This is a genomic window from Flavobacterium urocaniciphilum (assembly GCF_900110615.1).
Taxonomy (GTDB): Bacteria; Bacteroidota; Bacteroidia; order Flavobacteriales; family Flavobacteriaceae; genus Flavobacterium; species Flavobacterium urocaniciphilum.
Genome location: NZ_FOEI01000001.1, coordinates 633,425 through 653,473 on the forward strand (window position 1 = coordinate 633,425; position 20,049 = coordinate 653,473).

General features: G+C 29.2%; 24 protein-coding genes. 11 read left to right on the forward strand and 13 right to left on the reverse strand.

The genetic code is table 11. From position 1 onward, the window contains the following. Positions 1–270: 270 nt before the first annotated feature. From BMY86_RS02935 to porX, 8 genes are all read right to left on the reverse strand, one after another. Positions 271–1,122, reverse strand: a complete 852-nt coding sequence (locus BMY86_RS02935; protein ID WP_091464914.1) for a substrate-binding domain-containing protein — start codon at positions 1,120–1,122, stop codon at positions 271–273. A 3-nt stretch (positions 1,123–1,125) separates the two neighbouring features. Next, positions 1,126–1,662, reverse strand: a complete 537-nt coding sequence (locus BMY86_RS02940) for a GNAT family N-acetyltransferase (RefSeq protein WP_091464917.1) — start codon at positions 1,660–1,662, stop codon at positions 1,126–1,128. 10 nt (positions 1,663–1,672) lie between these two features. Further along, positions 1,673–2,539 (reverse strand): nucleoside phosphorylase, encoded by an 867-nt coding sequence (locus BMY86_RS02945; protein WP_091464920.1) that lies wholly within the window; start codon positions 2,537–2,539, stop codon positions 1,673–1,675. A 78-nt stretch (positions 2,540–2,617) separates the two neighbouring features. Continuing rightward, positions 2,618–2,950: a translation initiation factor gene (locus BMY86_RS02950; RefSeq protein WP_091464923.1), complete on the reverse strand. Its 333-nt coding sequence runs from the start codon at positions 2,948–2,950 to the stop codon at positions 2,618–2,620. Between the two features lie 85 nt (positions 2,951–3,035). Then, positions 3,036–3,989, reverse strand: coding sequence for an isopenicillin N synthase family dioxygenase (locus tag BMY86_RS02955; RefSeq protein ID WP_091464925.1), 954 nt, complete (start codon positions 3,987–3,989; stop codon positions 3,036–3,038). Positions 3,990–4,091: 102 nt separating this feature from the next. Continuing rightward, complete coding sequence (locus BMY86_RS02960) at positions 4,092–5,288, reverse strand: alanine dehydrogenase (RefSeq protein WP_091464927.1); 1,197 nt, start codon at positions 5,286–5,288, stop codon at positions 4,092–4,094. 56 nt (positions 5,289–5,344) lie between these two features. Then, the gene (gene tsaE, locus BMY86_RS02965; RefSeq protein WP_091464929.1) at positions 5,345–5,761 is read right to left on the reverse strand and encodes a tRNA (adenosine(37)-N6)-threonylcarbamoyltransferase complex ATPase subunit type 1 TsaE; all 417 of its coding nucleotides are present in this window, start codon (positions 5,759–5,761) and stop codon (positions 5,345–5,347) included. Between the two features lie 48 nt (positions 5,762–5,809). Continuing rightward, positions 5,810–7,363 (reverse strand): T9SS response regulator signal transducer PorX, encoded by a 1,554-nt coding sequence (gene porX, locus BMY86_RS02970; protein WP_091464931.1) that lies wholly within the window; start codon positions 7,361–7,363, stop codon positions 5,810–5,812. A 90-nt stretch (positions 7,364–7,453) separates the two neighbouring features. On the opposite strand from porX, the gene BMY86_RS02975 reads away from it, so the two are divergent. The 4 genes from BMY86_RS02975 to fsa all read left to right on the forward strand — a co-directional run bounded on the left by BMY86_RS02975 (position 7,454) and on the right by fsa (position 10,615). Beyond that, complete coding sequence (locus BMY86_RS02975; protein WP_091464934.1) at positions 7,454–8,083, forward strand: SOS response-associated peptidase; 630 nt, start codon at positions 7,454–7,456, stop codon at positions 8,081–8,083. A 73-nt stretch (positions 8,084–8,156) separates the two neighbouring features. Next, positions 8,157–9,023 carry a DUF3667 domain-containing protein gene (locus tag BMY86_RS02980; RefSeq protein ID WP_091464937.1) on the forward strand — a complete coding sequence of 289 codons (867 nt, stop codon included), beginning with the start codon at positions 8,157–8,159 and terminating at the stop codon, positions 9,021–9,023. A gap of 2 nt (positions 9,024–9,025) precedes the next feature. Beyond that, a complete protein-coding gene (locus BMY86_RS02985) occupies positions 9,026–9,829 on the forward strand; it encodes an SDR family oxidoreductase (RefSeq protein WP_091464940.1) in 804 nt (267 codons plus the stop codon). A gap of 129 nt (positions 9,830–9,958) precedes the next feature. Next, positions 9,959–10,615, forward strand: coding sequence for a fructose-6-phosphate aldolase (gene fsa, locus BMY86_RS02990; protein ID WP_091464942.1), 657 nt, complete (start codon positions 9,959–9,961; stop codon positions 10,613–10,615). A gap of 80 nt (positions 10,616–10,695) precedes the next feature. Here the strand turns inward: fsa and BMY86_RS02995 are convergent, their stop codons facing one another. Next, the gene (locus BMY86_RS02995) at positions 10,696–12,099 is read right to left on the reverse strand and encodes a TlpA family protein disulfide reductase (RefSeq protein ID WP_091464944.1); all 1,404 of its coding nucleotides are present in this window, start codon (positions 12,097–12,099) and stop codon (positions 10,696–10,698) included. A 157-nt stretch (positions 12,100–12,256) separates the two neighbouring features. Between BMY86_RS02995 and BMY86_RS03000 the strand changes: the two genes are divergently transcribed. Both BMY86_RS03000 and BMY86_RS03005 read left to right on the forward strand, forming a co-directional pair. After that, complete coding sequence (locus BMY86_RS03000) at positions 12,257–13,876, forward strand: ABC-F family ATP-binding cassette domain-containing protein (RefSeq protein ID WP_091464945.1); 1,620 nt, start codon at positions 12,257–12,259, stop codon at positions 13,874–13,876. Positions 13,877–13,976: 100 nt separating this feature from the next. Further along, complete coding sequence (locus BMY86_RS03005; protein WP_091464947.1) at positions 13,977–14,363, forward strand: hypothetical protein; 387 nt, start codon at positions 13,977–13,979, stop codon at positions 14,361–14,363. A gap of 80 nt (positions 14,364–14,443) precedes the next feature. Here BMY86_RS03005 and trmD read toward each other — a convergent pair whose 3' ends face one another. Then, positions 14,444–15,121 (reverse strand): tRNA (guanosine(37)-N1)-methyltransferase TrmD, encoded by a 678-nt coding sequence (gene trmD, locus BMY86_RS03010; protein ID WP_091464948.1) that lies wholly within the window; start codon positions 15,119–15,121, stop codon positions 14,444–14,446. A 97-nt stretch (positions 15,122–15,218) separates the two neighbouring features. Between trmD and BMY86_RS13140 the strand changes: the two genes are divergently transcribed. Both BMY86_RS13140 and BMY86_RS03015 read left to right on the forward strand, forming a co-directional pair. Continuing rightward, positions 15,219–15,488: a hypothetical protein gene (locus tag BMY86_RS13140; RefSeq protein ID WP_218141964.1), complete on the forward strand. Its 270-nt coding sequence runs from the start codon at positions 15,219–15,221 to the stop codon at positions 15,486–15,488. Continuing rightward, positions 15,470–16,357, forward strand: coding sequence for a sterol desaturase family protein (locus tag BMY86_RS03015; RefSeq protein WP_218141965.1), 888 nt, complete (start codon positions 15,470–15,472; stop codon positions 16,355–16,357). Before BMY86_RS13140 ends, BMY86_RS03015 begins: the two co-directional genes overlap by 19 nt. Positions 16,358–16,391: 34 nt before the next feature. Here BMY86_RS03015 and BMY86_RS03020 read toward each other — a convergent pair whose 3' ends face one another. The 3 genes from BMY86_RS03020 to BMY86_RS03030 are packed head-to-tail and all read right to left on the reverse strand — an operon-like array spanning position 16,392 to position 18,111. Next, positions 16,392–16,838 carry a DUF1569 domain-containing protein gene (locus BMY86_RS03020; protein WP_091464949.1) on the reverse strand — a complete coding sequence of 149 codons (447 nt, stop codon included), beginning with the start codon at positions 16,836–16,838 and terminating at the stop codon, positions 16,392–16,394. A gap of 20 nt (positions 16,839–16,858) precedes the next feature. Next, positions 16,859–17,650: a class I SAM-dependent methyltransferase gene (locus BMY86_RS03025; protein WP_091464951.1), complete on the reverse strand. Its 792-nt coding sequence runs from the start codon at positions 17,648–17,650 to the stop codon at positions 16,859–16,861. Between the two features lie 2 nt (positions 17,651–17,652). After that, the gene (locus BMY86_RS03030) at positions 17,653–18,111 is read right to left on the reverse strand and encodes a GNAT family N-acetyltransferase (protein ID WP_091464953.1); all 459 of its coding nucleotides are present in this window, start codon (positions 18,109–18,111) and stop codon (positions 17,653–17,655) included. Positions 18,112–18,162: 51 nt separating this feature from the next. On the opposite strand from BMY86_RS03030, the gene BMY86_RS03035 reads away from it, so the two are divergent. The 3 genes from BMY86_RS03035 (at position 18,163) to BMY86_RS03045 (ending at position 20,049) form a co-directional block, all read left to right on the forward strand. After that, entirely contained in the window at positions 18,163–19,095 is a 933-nt protein-coding gene (locus BMY86_RS03035; protein ID WP_091464954.1) for a peptidylprolyl isomerase, read from the forward strand. Between the two features lie 100 nt (positions 19,096–19,195). Next, on the forward strand, positions 19,196–19,483 hold the full coding sequence (locus BMY86_RS03040) for a c-type cytochrome (protein ID WP_091464956.1): 288 nt from the start codon (positions 19,196–19,198) through the stop codon (positions 19,481–19,483). A gap of 68 nt (positions 19,484–19,551) precedes the next feature. Further along, the gene (locus tag BMY86_RS03045; RefSeq protein ID WP_091464958.1) at positions 19,552–20,049 is read left to right on the forward strand and encodes a hypothetical protein; all 498 of its coding nucleotides are present in this window, start codon (positions 19,552–19,554) and stop codon (positions 20,047–20,049) included.

Genomic DNA, 20,049 nt, shown 5'->3' on the forward strand with positions numbered 1-20,049 from the left:
AAAATGGATAAAAAAAGTAATGTTTTAAATAAATCTGATTCAAAATGATAGATATTCTTTCTGAAAAAGACAAAAATTGGAATCGCGATTAAAAAGGATAAAATAAATATAATGACATTTTCTCTTAACTTACTTTCGATAAGTTTAGCTTGAATTTTATTTAAAAATTGATTCTGAGAAAATGTCATGTATGGTCTAACGCAATTTTGAATATTTTATTGAATTCAAAAGTAGTTAAAATTGTAGCAAGAACTTAATTTGTAAGCTATTTTATATTTTTTTTACAATTTGATTGAAATCAGCTTTGTTGGAAATAATATTTAATTCTGAAAGTTTATTTTGAACATTGTTAAATGTTTTTTCATCTAAATTTTTCTGACTCCATTGTGTTTGTGCTAACCATTGTTGGATATCTTCTAATTTTTGATGATATCTAGTAGCTAAAGTTCTGTCGATACTTGGAATATGTTTGAATTCTTCGGTAGTTGCATTAATGATATCTAAAATTAAAGCAAGTACCGATTTGTTTTCATTTAAAAACTCATTTCTAACTGCAATAACAAAACAAGGCCATGGAGTAGGGCATTCGCCAACTCTTTTAAATGTTCCTTTATCCACTAATGGTTTTGTGGTATATTTTTCCCACATGAAATAATCTGATTTGCCTTCAGAAAGACTTGTAATTGCGCCCTCTAAATTGTTAACTATTTCAAATTGTATATTTGATGTATTCCAATTGTTTTTTTCAGCATTTACAAAACTCATCAAATGCGATCCTGAACCAATTCGACTAATTGCTGAAATTTTGTTTTCTAAATCGGAAATTGAATTATAATTGGCTTTTCCATCTACGTGGATCCCCCAAATTAATGGCGATTTAACAAAAACTTGTACGATTGAACTGTGTTTGTTTTCGGTTAAATCTTTGATAATTCCTTCTGTTAAAATAATGGCAATGTCTGTTTCATTATTACGAAGCATCTGACACATTTTTCCAGTTCCTTCCGGAACATCTGTCCATTGTAAATCAATTCCAGCATCATCAAATTCTCCATTTTCAATACACAAATGCCAAGGTAAATTAAAATGTTCTGGAACTCCAGCTATTCTTACTAGTTTCATTTTTTATTTTAAATTAGGATTAATCATTTGCCACCATTTCCACTTAGCTCCATCTTCATCGAAGTAATCTTCCATAAATTTCATACCATGTTTTTCTAATACACGATTTGAAGCGCCATTGTCTGCATGTGTATAAGCATGCATAGCGTCAATTTTCATTTCATTGAAACCATAATCTAACCATGCTTTTGTAGCTTCTGAAGCATATCCTTTATTCCAAAACTTTTCATTTAAACGATAACCATAATCATAAAAATTAGTATTTCCGTTTTCAACATGATCATTTACGAATTTAATACCTGTCCAACCAATTAATTCGCCTGTTTCCTTTAATATTGTTGAAAATCTGCCAATTCCTCTTTCTTCATATTGCTTTTGAACCATTTCAATATAAGCGAATACTTCATCAATAGTTGAAACAGGTGTTTGCCATAAATACGTATGAACATTCGGATTTTTATCCATATCAAATAATTCATCTGCATCTGATTTTTCAAATGGACGAAGTATAAGTCGTGGTGTTTCTAATATTAAATTCATTAATGAAAATTTATCCTACTAATTTATCTAAAGTATATTTAATTAATTCTTCTACAGTTTGCTCTGGTTTTGAACTAAATTCACCAACAGCTCTGTTTGCAATAATAGCGTTTAAAGACAAGCAATTATGACCTAATAATTTCCCTAAACCATAAATAGCAGAAGTTTCCATTTCAAGATTTGTCATTCGTGTTCCATTATAATTGAAAGCATCCATTTTATTGTTTAATTGAGGATCTTGAATGTTCAAACGCACAACACGACCTTGAGGGCCATAAAATCCACCAGCTGTTCCGGTAAATCCTTTATGGAATTTTTCAGAAAAGATTTTGTTTTCTAATACCTCTGCGCATGGTACTACTGTTGGACGACCTTTTCTTAAATCCCAATTTGTTTGAGCAATAAAAGCGTCTTCTAATTCGCTAACTGAATGTTCTTCAATTAAATAGGAGCGAAGCATGTTGTCTAAACCAATTGCATATTTACTCATAACCCAACTATCAACCGGAATATCAGCTTGAAGTGAACCAGAAGTTCCAATACGTACAATATTTAACGCTGTATGATTTGGTTTGATTTCTCTTGTATTTAAATCGACATTAACTAAAGCATCTAATTCATTGAAAACGATGTCAATATTATCTGGTCCGATTCCAGTAGATTGCACAGTTAAACGTTTTCCTTTGTACATACCAGTTTCTGTTTTGAATTCTCTTTTTTGAGTGGAAAATTCAATACTATCAAAGTGTTTTGTAATTTTTGATACACGTTCTTGATCACCCACGAAAATAATATCGTGAGCAATATTTTCCGGACGAAGGTTTAAGTGATACACACTTCCATCTGGATTTAATATTAATTCTGATGATTTTATCATAATTTTTATTGTTAATGGTTTGTGGTTTATTGTTTATGGTTTTTTAATAAATATTTGAAACAATAAACAACAATCAGTTTATCCTCCAACACGTTTGGTTTTAAAGCCTTTATCTTGAAGCATTTTCATTATTTTATCTCTATAATCGCCTTGTAGAATGATTGCGCCATCTTTAAAACTACCTCCGACACTCAGTTTTGTTTTGATTTCTTTGGCTAAAATTTTAAAATCTTCATCGCTACCTTCATAACCTTCAATTATAGTAGTTGCTTTTCCTTTCCTTTTTTCATACTTACAAATCATTGGTTCTTTTTGAACATATAATTCGTGAGCTATTTCTTCAGTTTCTTCAGGTTCGTTTGAAGGAACATGATCTGGGAAAAGGTTTTTTAATTGATCTTGTAAATCCATTTTTTTTATAAAATTACAAAAAACAAATTCCAAATTCCAGAACAATAATGCTAGGAATTTGGAATAAGTTATATAAAATTAATTTCTATTTCTTAATCAATCCTAATTCTACTAATCTTTCATGCAAAAATTCTCCTGCAGTGATGTCTTCGTATAATTTTGGATTTTTCTCATCGATACATTCTGGCAAACAATTTAAGCTCATATCGCTAACTGGATGCATAAAGAATGGAATAGAAAAACGAGATGTTCCCCATAATTCTCTTGGAGGATTCACAACTTGGTGAATAGTAGATTTTAATCTGTTATTTGTATGTCTTGATAACATATCACCAACGTTAATCATTAATTCATCTGGTTCAGCCATAGCATCAATCCATTGACCATCATGATTTTGAACTTGTAATCCTTTTCCTTGAGCACCCATTAATAAAGTAATCAAGTTTATATCTCCATGAGCTGCAGCACGAACGGCTCCATCTTTTGGTTCATCTGTAATTGGTGGGTAATGAATTGGACGTAAAATACTGTTTCCGTCTTTGATGTAATTATCAAAATAAAACTCATCTAAACCAATGAATAAAGCTAAAGCACGTAAAACGTAAACTCCAGTTTTTTCAAGCATTTGATACGCTTCTTTTCCAACTTCATTAAAATGAGGTAATTCTGTAACGGTTACGTTATCAGGATATTCTCCTGCGTATTTTGACCCTTCAGAAACGTATTGTCCGAAATGCCAAAACTCTTTTAAATCCCCAGCTGAACGACCTTTAGCATGTTCTTTTCCAAAAGATACATAACCTCTTTGTCCTCCAATTCCTGGAATTTCATATTTTGATTTTGTTTCAACAGGTAAGTTGAAGAAATTTCTAACTTCACCATACAAGTCTTCTACTAATTTGTCATCTAAAAAATGACCTTTTAATGCTACGAAACCTATTTCTTCGTACGCTTTGCCGATTTCATTTACAAATTTTTGTTTACGTGCCGGATCATCCGACAGGAAATCACGTAAGTCTACACTTGGAATTTTTTGCATTATAAAAAATTATTTGTTTTCCAACTCAGATATTGAGTTGAATTCTTACTAATACAAATATAAAAATATTTTATGTATTATATTAAATTGGTGAAAATTTAATTAGAAAACTAATAAATTAATGTCTCTATGATCTAAATTAAACCAATCTGCAATAGATTTGTTAGTTAAGATACCATGATAAAAATAGATTCCGTTTTTCAATCCTTTATTGCATCGGATTGCAGCTTCAATTCCGCCGTCTTCAGCAATTTGAATTAAGATAGGAGATAAGATATTACTAATTGAGATACTTGCTGTTTTAGAATATCTTGAAGGAATATTAGGTACGCAATAATGAATTACGTTATTTTTTATAAATGTTGGATTTTCGTGTGTTGTAATTTCTGAAGTTTCAAAACAACCACCTGTGTCTATACTTACATCAACAATAATGGCTCCACGTTTCATGTGTTCAACCATAGTTTCAGTAACTACAATTGGAGTTCGGTTTTTTCCACGTAACGCTCCAATAGCAACATCACAACGGCGAATGGCTTTTAATAAAGCTTTATCGTGAATAGTTGAAGTAAAGATTCTTTGATTTAAAGTATTTTGAAGTCTTCTTAATTTTGTAATAGAATTATCAAATACTTTAACATTTGCTCCTAAACTTAATGCCGTTCTTACTGCATATTCAGCAACTGTTCCTGCTCCTAAAATAACAACTTCAGTAGGTGGTACACCAGTAATATTTCCAAATAATAATCCTTTTCCATCGTTATTGTTAATCATTAATTCGGCAGCAATTAAAACGGATGCAGTACCAGCAATTTCACTTAATGATTTTACTGCAGGATAAGAACCATCACTATCTTTTATGAATTCGAAAGCTAATGAAGTTATTTTTTTCTTCGTAATGGCTTCGAAATATTCTTTTTTCTGAGTTTTTAATTGAATGGCTGAAATTAAAATCGCTTCAATATTCATCATTTCAATTTCTTCCAAAGTTGGTGGTTCAACTTTTAAAATAATAGGGCAAGTAAATACTTTTTTGGTATCATGTGTTACTTCAGCTCCAGCATCGCTATAATCTTTGTCTGAATAACTTGAGTTTTTTCCAGCACCACTTTCAATCATAACTCTATGTCCGTGACTCACCAATGAACTTACGGCATCTGGAGTTAAGCAAATTCTACGTTCTTGGTAAGAAGTTTCTTTTGGAATACCAATAAATAACTGACTTTTATGTTTGGCAATTTCCAATTTTTCTTCTTGTGGAAGTAATTGTTTAGCAGAAAATGGACTATAGATTGACATGATTATCTAAAATTTGTAGCCAAATTAGTTAATTTTTGGAACTTATGAAATGATATTTAATCATTTTTTAGTAATATTTCTCTTTTTCCATTAAGTAATGGTCGGATTACAATAGAAGCATGATCTAATGGTAACAAATGAGGAATTTTCTCTGGCCATTCTATGAAACACCAATTATCAGAATAAAAATATTCATCAATTCCCATATCATAAGCTTCTAATTCGTCATTAATACGGTATAAATCAAAATGATAAATGATTTCACCTGAATCAGATTGATATTCGTTTACCAATGAAAAAGTGGGACTACTAGAATTTCCTGTAACACCTAATTCTTTTACTAATTCTTTAATTAAAGTTGTTTTTCCAGCTCCCATTGTAGCATGAAAAGTTATCACTTTTTTTAAATTTGGCGTACTTAGAATTTGTTTGGCAATTTTGTTTATTTCTTCTAAAGAGTAAGTTTCTATCATATTTTTTGAAATGGTGACTTGCAATTACAAGTCACCATATTTTAAATTTTACTTCGGATTTAATACAATACAAGGAATAATCATTTCTTCTAATGAAATTCCACCATGTTGATACGTATTTCTATAATAACTTACGTAATGATTAAAGTTGTTTACATAAGCCAAAAAGAAATCGCTTTTAGCAAAAATAAAAGAACTTGTCATATTAATCGAAGGTAATCCAATTTTTTTCGGGTCTTTTACAGCGTAAACATCTTTATCTTCATAAGTTAAACTTCTACCTGTTTTATAACGTAAGTTTAAACTAGTGTTTTTATCACCAATTACTTTTGATGGATTTTTACAATTGATCGTTCCGTGATCTGTAGTAATTACCAGCTTGAATCCCATTTGTTGTGCCATTTGTATAATTTCTAACAAAGGAGAATTTTTAAACCAACTTAATGTTAAAGAACGATACGCTTTATCATTAGAAGCTAATTCTTTTACAACATCCATTTCTGTTTTTGCATGTGACAACATATCAACGAAGTTGTAAACAATTGTAGTTAAATCGTTGTTTTTACATGCTTTAAAATTGTCTACTAATTTTTTACCATCACGTAAGTTGGTAATTTTATAATATTCACTTTTAATGTTTAATCCTAATCGTTTTAATTGTTCGTTTAAAAAATCAGCTTCATGTAAATTTTTTCCACCTTCATCAGTATCATTTTTCCAATATTGAGGTAATTTTTTCTCCATTTCAGCAGGCAACATTCCAGAAAAAATTGCATTTCTAGCATATTGAGTAGCAGTTGGTAAAATAGAGTAGTAGTTAACTTCTTTTTCAGGTTTATAATGGTTATATACAATACTTTCGAATGCTTTCCATTGATCGTAACGTAAATTATCAATAACAATAAATAGAATTGGTTTCTCTTTTTTACGAATTTCTGGAGCTACTAATTCACCAAATAATTTATGAGAAAGAATTGGTTTATCTGCTTTTTCATCGAACCAATCTTCATAATTACGTTCAATGAATTTACCAAATTGTAAATTAGCTTCCGATTTTTGACTTTCTAAGATTTGAATTAAATTCTGATCTTCAATATTTTCTAATTCAATTTCCCAATACACTAGTTTTTTATAGAATTCTGCCCATTCTTCAAAAGAATTTATCATAGACATTTCCATGGCAATTTTTCTAAATTCTTTTTGATAATCTAATGTAGTTTTCTCTGAAATTAAACGTGAATGGTCTAAGTTTTTCTTCAAACTCAATAAAATCTGATTCGGATTTACTGGTTTTATAAGGTAATCGGCAATTTTACTACCAATAGCTTCTTCCATAATATATTCTTCTTCACTTTTTGTAATCATGATTACAGGTGTGGAAGACTTAAATTCTTTCATTTCTGAAAGTGTTTCTAATCCAGATAATCCAGGCATATTTTCATCTAAAAAAACTACATCATAAGCATTTTCTTTAAATAAATCTATAGCGTCTTGTCCGTTATTACAAGTAGTTACATCGTAATTCTTCTTTTCTAAAAATAAAATATGAGGCTTTAATAAATCAATTTCGTCGTCTACCCAAAGTATTTTTATGTTGTTCATGGTTTGTTAATTTTATTAGTTGCAAGTTACTATAAGTTAAACGTAAATTTTCTTAAAAATTGTGTAAATTTGATAATAATATCAAAAATAATGTGTTTTAGTTATAAACAAAAAAAAGAAGGATTAGTTCTCGAAAAACAATTTAAAGTTTCAAAGAAATCGGGTGTGATAATTGAACCTGTAAAAATTGTTAATGGTTTCGATCACCCAGAAACAGCAATAATAACTAATACAGAAAACGAACTTTTACAAACTGGAATTTGGGGATTATTACCAAATTGGGCTCAAGATAAAAAACATCAAAATTTTACTTTAAATGCTAGAATTGAAGATGTTACAACAACTAGTTCTTTTAAGGATTCAATTCAAAATAGATGTTTGGTTTTGGCAAATGGATTTTACGAATGGCAATGGCTTAATTCGAAAGGAACCAACAAAAAGAAATTTGAAATTGGATTGAAAAATGATGAAACATTTGCTTTTGCGGGTATTTACGAATTTAATAAATCATTGAATAACATCACTTTTAGTATTTTAACCACACAAGCCAATGATTTGATGAGTCAAATTCACAATACTAAAAAAAGAATGCCTGTTATTTTAAAAAGGGAAGACGAGACAAATTGGTTACAAGGTGCAAATTATAACGAGTTTTCATTTCCTTATGAAGTCGACTTAATTGCAAATGAAATTGAAGATAATCAATTGCGTTTATTTTAAAATGTTGTTTATTAAAATATCAATTTACAAATTCGTTTTTTTTAATTAGTTTTACCTTACAAAAATTAATATTATGAGTAAAGCAGTATTAAGAGATAAAAATACTTGTGAAAACTGCGGGAATGTAGTTGATGTCAGATTTTGTTCTTATTGCGGACAAGAGAATGTTGAGACAAAGAAATCATTTCATTATTTATTCACTCATTTTATTGAAGATTTAGTTCATTATGATAATGGCTTTTGGAAGGCAATCAAACATTTATTGTTTTCACCTTATATTCTTACCATTGAATATTTAAAAGGGAAAAGAAAGAAATATGTTGCTCCAGTTAAGTTATTCATTTTTATGAACTTTTTATGTTTCTTTTTGACTGGAATGTTAAGTTATGAAACAAGTTCAGTGCTAAAAGTAAATGAAACTCCTAATAAACCTAATGAAATTCAAGTTGATCAAGACGCAATTTCAAATGCTAATTTTTTTACAAAAAAGATTTCTGATTTAGATAAAAAATACACTACTCAAGAAATTTTTGAAAAAATTGGAGAAAAAATTAAGTACTATTTTCCTAAAGTAGTTTTTGCATACATGCCTTTATTTGCTTTCTTTTTATGGTTGTTTCATAATAAGAAAAAATGGTGGTATTTTGATCATGGAATTTTTACGTTTCACTTTTTTTCATCCGTAATGTTGTTAATCAGCATACATGCAATTGTTGATTTTCTTCTTTTTAAATTAGGTTTATCAACCATTCAAGATTTACTAAATTTTGCCTTAGTAGTTTATATTATTTATTTGTTTTATAAATCTCATAAACAGTTATTCTACGAAACAAAAATGATGTCTTTCTTTAAAGCAAGTGCAATTTTGTTTGTAAATTCTATAACTATGGCAATATTTGCACTTTTATTATTAATAATTTCAATCATGTATATAAAATAAATATGTCTAAAGTAATACTTATCACTGGTGGTTCATCAGGAATTGGAAAAGCCATCGGAGAATTTTTATTAGAAAAAGGTTTCATCGTTTATGGAACAAGTCGAAATCCATCAACAGTTGAAAATTCAAAAATTAAACTTTTAGCTTTAGATGTTCGAAATTCAGAATCGATAAAAACTTGCATTTCAACAATAATAGAAAAAGAAGGAAAAATTGATGTTTTAATTAATAATGCTGGTGTTGGAATAACTGGACCATTAGAAGAAATTCCGTTAGAAGAAATAAAAAATAATTTCGACACGAATTTATTCGGACCAATTGAAACCATGAAAGCGGTTTTACCTCAAATGCGACAACAAAAAAGTGGCTTAATAATAAATGTTACTTCTATTGCAGGTTATATGGGATTGCCTTTTAGAAGTATTTACTCTTCTTCAAAAGGAGCTTTAGAATTGATTACAGAATCGATTCGAATGGAAACTAAATCGTTCGGAATTAACATTGTTAATGTTGCTCCAGGAGATTTTGCTACTGATATTGCATCAAGAAGGTTTCATGCTCCTGTAATTAAAGGTTCTGCGTATGAAAATGTGTATCAAACACAATTGAATATGATGAACGAACACGTTTCTTGCGGAAGTAATCCAATTGAAATGGCTATAGCAATTCATAAAATTATTGATACTAAAAATCCGAAAATTCATTATAAAGTTGGAGCTTTCATGCAGAAATTTTCAATTGTTTTGAAAAGAATATTACCCGACAAAATGTATGAGAAAATCTTAATGAATCATTATAAGCTCTAGATTTAAGAATTGAATGATTTAAAGATTAAAAGATTTGGAATTTAGGATTTGGAATTTGATTTTTATATTGAAGTTTTAAATCGTAATTTTGTAAAAAAATAAAATACAACTTAATTAAATATACAAAAAATGAAATTTTTTATTGATACAGCAAATTTAAAAGATATTGCAGAAGCTCAAGCGTTAGGAATTTTAGATGGAGTTACTACAAACCCATCTTTAATGGCAAAAGAAGGTATTACTGGGAAAAACAATATCTTAAAACACTATGTAGATATTTGTAACTTAGTAGATGGTGATGTAAGTGCTGAAGTAAATGCCTTAGATTTAGAAGGTATGATTAAAGAAGGTGAGGAGTTAGCAGATTTACATGAGCAAATTGTTGTTAAATTACCAATGACAAAAGAAGGAATTAAAGCATGTAAATATTTTTCTGACAGAGGAATTAAAACAAACGTAACTTTAATCTTTTCTCCAGGACAAGCTTTATTAGCGGCTAAAGCAGGTGCAACTTATTGTTCTCCGTTTTTAGGACGTTTAGATGATGTTTCAACTGATGGTTTAAACTTAATTGATGAAATTCGTCAAATTTATGACAACTATGGTTTTGAAACTCAAATTTTAGCGGCTTCAGTTCGTCATACTATGCACGTTGTTAATTGTGCTAAGATTGGAGCTGATGTTATGACAGGACCATTATCTTCAATTACAGGTTTATTGAAACATCCATTAACGGATATTGGAATTGCTCAATTCGTTGCAGATTTCGAAAAAGGAAATAAATAATATTTTTCCATATAAACTAAAAAGGCTCTCGATTTATTGAGAGCCTTTTTTATTTATGTTATACTGATTTTAAGAAGTACTTATTTTAAATGATTCTCAAAATTGGCATCAAACAAACTCACAAATGCATTGTCAATTGTTCCGTCAGCATTAATAATCATTGTTCTGTAAACTCTATTAATTACCCATTTTTGCTTGATTTCATTAAAATCAGTGGCACGTAATTCAATTGAATTAGTGTAATTATTTGTTTTAATTTCTTTTAGCCAATCTTCTTGTGAATTTATGAAGTTAATAGAAATAAACTGAATATCTGGGTATTTAGCTTTTAATTCATCTACTTTTTTATGTGAATAAATCGCATGTGAACCTGATTGTTTTGTCCAAAAATAGATTATCGTTTTCTTTTTTAATAAATCTTTGATTTTAACAGGTTTGTTGTTTTTGTCAACTAATGAAACTTCTGGTAAAACGTGATTGCATTTTAAATTCTTAACACATTCTGCCGTTTTCATTATTTCGTCTTTTAGTTTTTTATCGGTAACTATTTTAGAATATAAATTGAAAAAAGTAGAATTGTTATGTGAACATTGATCTGATAATAAATACATATTGGCAATGCTGTTTATTACCAAATTCTTAGCATGTGAATTTTTAATTAAGGTATCAGCAATTTTTAATTTGGTAATATTAGTTTCTAAAGACATTTCATCTAAATTATCTTTAGATTTAGTTAATGCCATATTATTCAACATATTCGACATATAATGCAAATAGGGATAATAATAAACTAAAGAAGTATCGTTAACATCAATTTTTTCTCTATAATTATAATAATTTGGTTGTAAATTATTTTTGATGTTTTTACCCGTTTTAAATTCATGTACAATTGGGAAAATCTCTTTCTTATTTGCAAAATTTAATTCGATACTAGATTTTGCCACTTTATCGAAATCTTCAGACCAATTTATAAATGATTTTCTTTTATCGTAAAGCTTTGTTGTGCTTGTGTAAGCAGAATCAATATATTTTGTAAATGTTTTTTCGTCTTTTGCAAAAACTTCAAACATGTTATTTTTTAAATTCATGTCTTGTAAAAATAATTCCATCATAAAATTATTTTTTTCGTCACCACGACCACAAAACATTAATGTATTATCAAAATCATTTGTATTTAAACGAATCATAATACTGTCGTTTTTATCAAAAAATACATATTGATATTCCGGATCGTGTTTAAAGCTATATAATCCTGGAGTTAAAGAATCGAATTTGTGGAAAAATCTGTTGTTTTTATCTAAATAAAAAGTATCAATTACTTTATCATCTTTCATAAATACAACATACTTACTTTTGGGGTTTTCAATTTCACCTCCAAAATAAGCCACATTATTCCCACCAATTATTCCATCTTTACAAGAAACTAAAGATGCAATTAAAAAGGATAAAATAAATAGTTTACTATATATGTAATTTTTATGCATAGAATGTTTGTATAATACGAAACAAATATATTTCTTTCAAATTCGTAATGATGTTAATGTAGCGTTAAAAAAGCCTAACATAATTATAAAATAAAAAAATAGCAAAAACTCGTTCATTTTTGTTAATTTTGCCGCAATTTAAAAAATAATTTGATACATGCTTACAATTTCTAATTTATCTGTTCAATTTGGTAAAAGAGTCTTATTTGATGAAGTAAACACGACTTTCACTCAAGGAAACTGCTACGGAATTATTGGTGCTAATGGTGCCGGAAAATCTACATTTTTAAAAATAATTGCTGGTGATATTGATCCAACTTCTGGAAGAGTTATTTTAGAACCAGGAAAACGTATGTCGGTTTTAAACCAAAATCACAATATGTTTGATGAATACACGGTTTTAGATACGGTGTTAATGGGTAACAAAGTTTTACACGCTGTTAAACAAGAAATGGATGCTTTGTATGCAGATTATGATGATAAAAATGCAGATAGAATAGGTGAGTTGCAATTGCAATTTGACGAAATGAATGGATGGAATGCCGATAGTGATGCAGCAACTTTATTATCAAATTTAGAAATTGGAGCCGAACATCATTACACTTTAATGGGTGAAATGGATGGTAAATTAAAAGTACGTGTATTATTAGCACAAGCTTTATTTGGTAATCCAGATGTATTAATTATGGATGAGCCTACCAACGACTTGGATTTCGAAACAATTGGTTGGTTAGAGAATTTCTTAGCAAATTATGAAAATACAGTATTAGTAGTTTCTCACGACCGTCACTTTTTAGATGCGGTTTGTACGCATATTTCAGATATCGATTTCGGAAAAATTACACATTATTCTGGTAACTATACTTTCTGGTATGAATCTTCTCAATTAGCAGCACGTCAGAAAGCACAACAAAACAAAAAAGCAGAAGAGAAAAAAGCTGAATTAGAGGAATTTATCCGTCGTTTTAGTGCAAACGTTGCAAAATCAAAACAAGCAACTTCACGTAAGAAAATGATTGAAAAATTAAACTTAGATGAAATCAAACCATCTAGTAGAAGATATCCTGCAATTATTTTTGAAACGGAACGTGAAGCTGGTGATCAAATCTTAAACGTTCAAAATTTATCTGCTTCTATTGATGGCGAATTGTTATTCAAAGATGTAGATTTAAATATGGCAAAAGGAGATAAAATTGTAGTTTTCTCTAAAGATTCTCGTGCTACAACTGCTTTTTATGATATTTTAAATGGATTGAAAACGGCTGATTCTGGAACGTTTGATTGGGGAATTACTACTACACAATCGTATTTACCTGTTGAAAACCACGATTTCTTTGATAATGTAGATTTAAACTTAGTAGATTGGTTACGTCAATGGGCGAAAACAGAAGAAGAAAGAGATGAAGTTTATGTTCGTGGATTCTTAGGAAAAATGATTTTCTCTGGAGAAGAAGCGTTGAAAAAATGTAACGTTCTTTCTGGAGGAGAAAAAGTGCGTTGTATGTTATCTCGTATGATGATGATTAGAGCGAACGTTTTAATGTTAGATGAGCCAACGAATCACCTTGACTTAGAATCGATTACTGCTTTCAATAATTCATTAAAGAATTTTAAAGGTTCGGTTTTATTCACAACTCATGACCACGAATTTGCACAAACGGTTGGAAATAGAATTTTAGAATTAACTCCAAAAGGTGTTATCGATCGTTATATGACGTTTGATGAATATTTAGATGATGCAAAAATTGCTGAATTAAGAAAACAAATGTATTCGTAATTTACGATTTCAGATTTTAGATTTACGAATTAATATATATAGAAAATCCCGAGTAAAACTTGGGATTTTTTTATACATTTATCCGAAATATTATAATATTATGTTTAGAAAAATCTGTTTTATATTTTGTTTAGTAGCATGTTCTAGTTTTGCTCAGACCAAAAATTGTGAAGAATACAAAATTGGAGAATTTGTGTATCCAGACAACCCAAATAAAGTAAGTGTTAGAAAAAATACCATTCAAGAAAGTTATAATAACGGAAAATTAGAAATGCAGTGGAAAATAACTTGGATAAATGATTGTACCTATGAAATGGTTTGTCAGAAAGTTTTTAATCCAAGTATTCCAATTAAAATTGGAGATAGAATTGTAACCACAATTATTGAAACAGATGCTAAATGTTATAAATTCACATATGTAGTTTATAATGAGTTTTATCCAAATGGATTTGTTTCGCCTGAACCAGGAAAAATGTGTAGAAAATAAGTATAACTTCTAAATATAAAAAATCCCGAGATAAAGCTCGTGATTTTTTCGTAAATCGTAAATCTAAAATCGTAAATGATTTATTCTTCCAACAAATCTGGTCGTCTTTCTTTAGTATGTTCGTAGGCTTTTTGTTCGCGCCATTTTTCAATTTCAGGAAAATTACCACTCAATAAAATATCTGGTACTTTCATGCCTTTATATTCTGCAGGTCTTGTATAAATAGGAGGCGATAATAAATTATCTTGAAAACTATCGGTTAAGGCAGAAGTTTCGTTACTTAATACACCAGGAATCAAACGGAATAAGGCATCGCATAAAATTATTGCACCCATTTCACCACCCGATAATACATAATCACCAATAGAAATTTCTTTGGTAATGTGCATATCTCGTACACGTTGATCTACACCTTTATAATGTCCGCAAAGAATAATTAAATTCCCTAACATCGACATTTTATTTGCCATTTTCTGATTCAGCGTTTCACCATCTGGTGTCATGTAAATCACTTCATCATAATCACGTTCGCTTTTTAATTTCGTTATGCAATCATCAATAGGTTGAATATTCATAACCATTCCAGCACCACCACCAAATTGATAATCGTCCACACTTTTTTGTTTATTCGTACTATAATCGCGTAAATTATGAAAATGAACTTCTACAAATCCTTTGTCTATGGCTCTTTTCATCATTGAGCCTTCAAACGGACTTTTCATTATTTCAGGTAAAACAGTAATTATATCTACGCGCATATTTTTATATTTTGAAATGCAAAGTTAGTTAACAAATAAAATATTGCAATTGGATTTTGTAAAAAACATTTTATATTCGTAATTCTTATATATAAAAATGGAAATAAAAGAAAATTTAAAGTTAGGTCAAGGGTACATCAGTGGATATATCTCAATATTTTTAGGCATCAGTGCTTTTCTTGGTGTAATTTGTTTTAAATATCCTGAATGGTTGACAACGCCAGAATTTAGAGAAGTATACACAGGTGAAAGTATGAAAATATTATTAACATCTGGTTTAGTCGCTGCCATGTTTTTTGCAGTAATAAGTTTGATTTTTGCAAAAATAAAAAATGGGCAATTATTGGATTGGTTTTTATCTTATTAACAATTTTTATTGGTGGTTTTGACGTTGACCCAAGGGCTGTAAATAAAACAAACTGGCATTTAGGTTTAGATTGGCTGTTATTAGATTTATTTTTAATGACCTTAATTTTTATTCCAATAGAAATGTTTTTTCCTAAACGAAAAGAACAAAGTACATTTCATGAAGAATGGAGGACTGATTTGATGTATTTTACGGTTAGTCATTTATTAATTCAGTTTTTCGGAATTATTACACAACAACCAGCAAAACTATTTTTTGGGTGGATGGGATTATCAGAATTTCAAAATTGGGTAAATTCATTACCATTTGCAATCGAATTGTTTTTAGCATTTTTTGTTGCTGATTTATTTCAATATTGGACACATAGAATTTTTCATACGCACCATTTTTTATGGCGTTTCCATTCGATTCATCATTCCACAGAGAATATGGATTGGTTAGCGGGTTCAAGAACGCATTTTGTTGATATTTTTGTAACCAGATCTATGGCTTTTATTCCGTTATATGTTTTCGGGTTTTCAACAATTACATTTAATGTATATGTAATATTTATGGCAATTCATGCAGTTTTAATTCATGCCAATACAAGAATTAATTTCGGATTTTTAAAATATATAATCGCCACTCCACAATATCATCATTGGCACCATTGTAAGAATCCTAAATTTTATGGTAAAAATTTCGCAACAGTTTTTCCTTTTATCGATAAGCTTTTTGGAACTTATTTTTTACCAAAAGATGAATGGCCAGAAGACACTGGGCTTTTAGAGGCGAATTTCCCTAAAGGATATGTAAAACAAGCCGTATATCCATTCACAAAAAGTCCATTTGATAAAGACTTAAATATGGAAGATTATTCCAAAAGATAATAAAAAAGCGCTACAATTTTGTAGCGCTTTTTTATTAAACTCCAAATTGTCTTAAATGATGATCAACGTGTTTCCATTGTAAATTATTCCAATCGTTGGCATTCATTTTTCCCCAAAATGGATGATTTACACATTTTATTGCTTGTTCACCTTGTTGAAATCTAGAAAAATTTGTAATTAAATCGTTTTTAACGACGCTAAAATCAAAATTTGTATCGTATTTAAATTCTTTAGCTGTTGGACTGTTTTTGCCAAATTCAGGTTGTTTTAATACAGAACTTTTCATCATTCTTCCTAAAATTCTAAAAATAAAAGGAACGTTTAATTCTTTTTCATTAAATGAAACTAAAATAGCATCATTAAGATGTTTAAGCATTTGATCTACACTCATTTTTCCCCATAACGCTTTTGTTTCAGGCGTTAATTGATTAATTCTTGATATAATTTCTTGATTATCAGTTTGATTAAAAATAGATTTCATTTATTTAATATTTAGTTTTATTATTTTTTTATACCAATAATACTGTACATCATTGGGATTTTATTTCCGAATTTTTGAATACGATATTTACCCGTTTCAAATTCTTCCATATCATTGAAGCATTTATAATTTGAAAAGTCAAATTCTTCAAAATGTTCTATGGAAATATTTTGCTTTAAAATTGCTTGAAAAACTTCACTTAAACTATGATTCCAGGAAATAGTTTTGTTTACAATTTCAGATTCTTTATTCGCATAAGTACCTGTATATTCTTCTTTTATTGGTTCCGACTTAAAGTAATTATAGAATACTTCGTTAAAATTATCATCATACATCCAAATCACTGGATGAAATTCAAAAAAAACAAATTTTCCATTTGGTTTTAAGGCATTTGCAATCACATTTGCCCATTTATCAACATCTGGAAGCCAACCAATTGTGCCGTAACTAGTATAAACAATATCGTATTTTTCGGTAATATGATTAAGTGTTTCATATACATCGCAACAAATAAACTCGGCATCTAAACCTAATTGATTATTCAATTCTTTTGCTTTTGCAATTGCTTTATCTGAAAAATCTATTCCAGTTACTTTCGCTCCTAATCGAGCTAAAGACAAAGAATCTTGACCAAAATGACATTGTAAATGTAAAATTCGTTTTCCTTTTACATCGCCAAGAGCTAGCATATCAGTTTGAGGTAGTGAGTTTTTTCCGTTTATGAAACTTTCTTGCTCATAAAAATCGGAGTCAATATGTACATCCACTTTATTGTTCCATGTTTGTTTATTTAAATCGATATAGTTTTCCATAGTTATAAAATTAATTCCATTTGAATATCTGCCCGATCATAATCGGTTTCATCCATTGGGACTTCCACAAAATTGTATTTTAAATATAAATGTAATGCCGTTTTTAAAATTCGATTGGAAACTAAAAACAACTTTTCAGCATTTTGTTTCTTTACGAAATCTATCGAGGCTTCCATTAGTAAATTACTTAATTTTAATCCTTGATAATTCTCGTCAACAGCCATTTTCGCTAATTCGTACAATTTATCGTTGACTTTAATAACAGCAACGGTTCCTACTGGTTTGTCATCTATTATGCAAAAGAAAATTTCACCACCATTATTAATAATGTCAGATTCAATAGTGTTAAATGTTTCTAAATCATGAGGTTCCACATAAAAATATTTCTCCAACCAAGCTTTATTTAATCGAATAAAATCTTCTTTATATTGTGGAGAATATGATATGATTTTTGTGTTCATAAAATAAGTAAAATATTGTACTTTTGCATTTCAAATATAAATATTAAAACAATGCAAGACGGAATTTACGCAAAATTTAATACAGCAAAAGGTTCAATTTTAGTAAAATTAACGCACGATAAAACTCCAGGAACAGTTGGTAACTTTGTTGGTTTAGCTGAAGGACAATTAGAAAACAATGCAAAACCAATGGGAAAACCATATTATGATGGATTAAAATTCCATAGAGTTATTCCTGATTTTATGATTCAAGGTGGATGTCCTCAAGGAATTGGAACAGGTGGTCCGGGTTACCAATTTGATGATGAATTTCATCCAGAATTAAAACATGATAAACCAGGTGTTTTATCTATGGCAAATGCAGGTCCTGGAACTAACGGTTCTCAATTTTTCATTACTCATGTACCAACCAATTGGTTAGATGGAAAACATACAGTTTTTGGACATGTAGTTGAAGGACAAGATGTTGTTGATGCAGTTGAAGGAAACGATTCATTAGATTCAATTGAAATTATTAGAGTTGGAGCTGAGGCTGAAAAATGGAATGCTATTGAAGCTTTCAGAACTTTTGAAGGTTCAAGAGAAAAAAGAATCGCTGAACAAAAAAGATTAGCAGAAGAAGCTATGGAAAAATTAGCAGTTGGTTTTCAAAAAACAGAAAGCGGTTTACGTTACCAAATTATTCAAAAGGGTAGTGGTAAACAAGCTGAAAAAGGTAAAAAAGTTTCTGTTCACTATCAAGGTGCTTTAGATAACGGAATGGTTTTCGATTCATCTTATAAAAGAAAACAACCAATTGAATTTACACTAGGAATTGGACAAGTTATTGAAGGATGGGACGAAGGTATTGCTTTGTTACAAGTTGGAGATAAAGCTCGTTTTGTAATTCCTTCATATTTAGGATATGGTAGTCAAGGTGCAGGTGGTGTAATTCCAGGTGATGCAACTTTAGTATTCGATGTTGAATTAATGGATGTAAAATAAGCATTAAGCTTACCAAATAAAAAAATATTTGTTAAAATCCGTTCTGATTTTTTATCGGAACGGATTTTTTTTATATTTGAATAAACTAAAACGAAACATTATGAAAACTAAAATTGTTATAGGATTATTTTCTTTGGCATTTGCAATAGGATGTTCTACTGCAAATAAATTACCTAATACGGAAGTAATTACAAATACTGCTCAAACAATTGATTTGGCACAAGGAAAAATTTTATATGAAGGAAAGTGTGGAAGATGCCATGGTTTATATGAGCCTACAAAATTTTCTGCTGCAGAATGGAAGCCTATTGTTGAAAGAATGGCACCAAAAGCTAAACTTACTGATGAGCAAAAAGATATGGTTTATGCTTATTTAACAACACCTTAAGTGAAATAATTTTGCTATCAATATAATATCAAGTAACTTTGGCTCGTAATTTGCGAGCCATTTTTATTATGAAAAAGTTTTTATTTTTATTATTATTTTCTGCATTTTGTTTTTCACAAGATGGCTTACCTCATTGTGGCTTCGATTTTACAACGTATTTAGTTGCCAATCCGATTGATGCTACAACCAAAAAAACAATTGATAGTTTAACAATTACTCTAATTGATGCTTCTGGTAATGAAGTAGTAAATTTAAATAATCAATATAGTTTTATTAATAAAGATAAGACCATGAATTTTGTTAAGAACCATAAAGTAAAATTAGAAAATTCTGAAGAAAAATGGTTTTATAATATTTGTGAAGATCAGTATTTACTACAATTAAAAGCCGATTTTATTCCAGAAGAAAAAGGCTATTCTATAAAAATTACTGATCCATTGAATCGCTATTACGCGACTATTGTTCCTGTTTTCAATAACAATCTATTTGTTTTGTGTACGACTAAAGTTAAAAGTTTCGGACCAAAAATGACCAACAATATGATTGTAGTTGAATTAAATAAATAA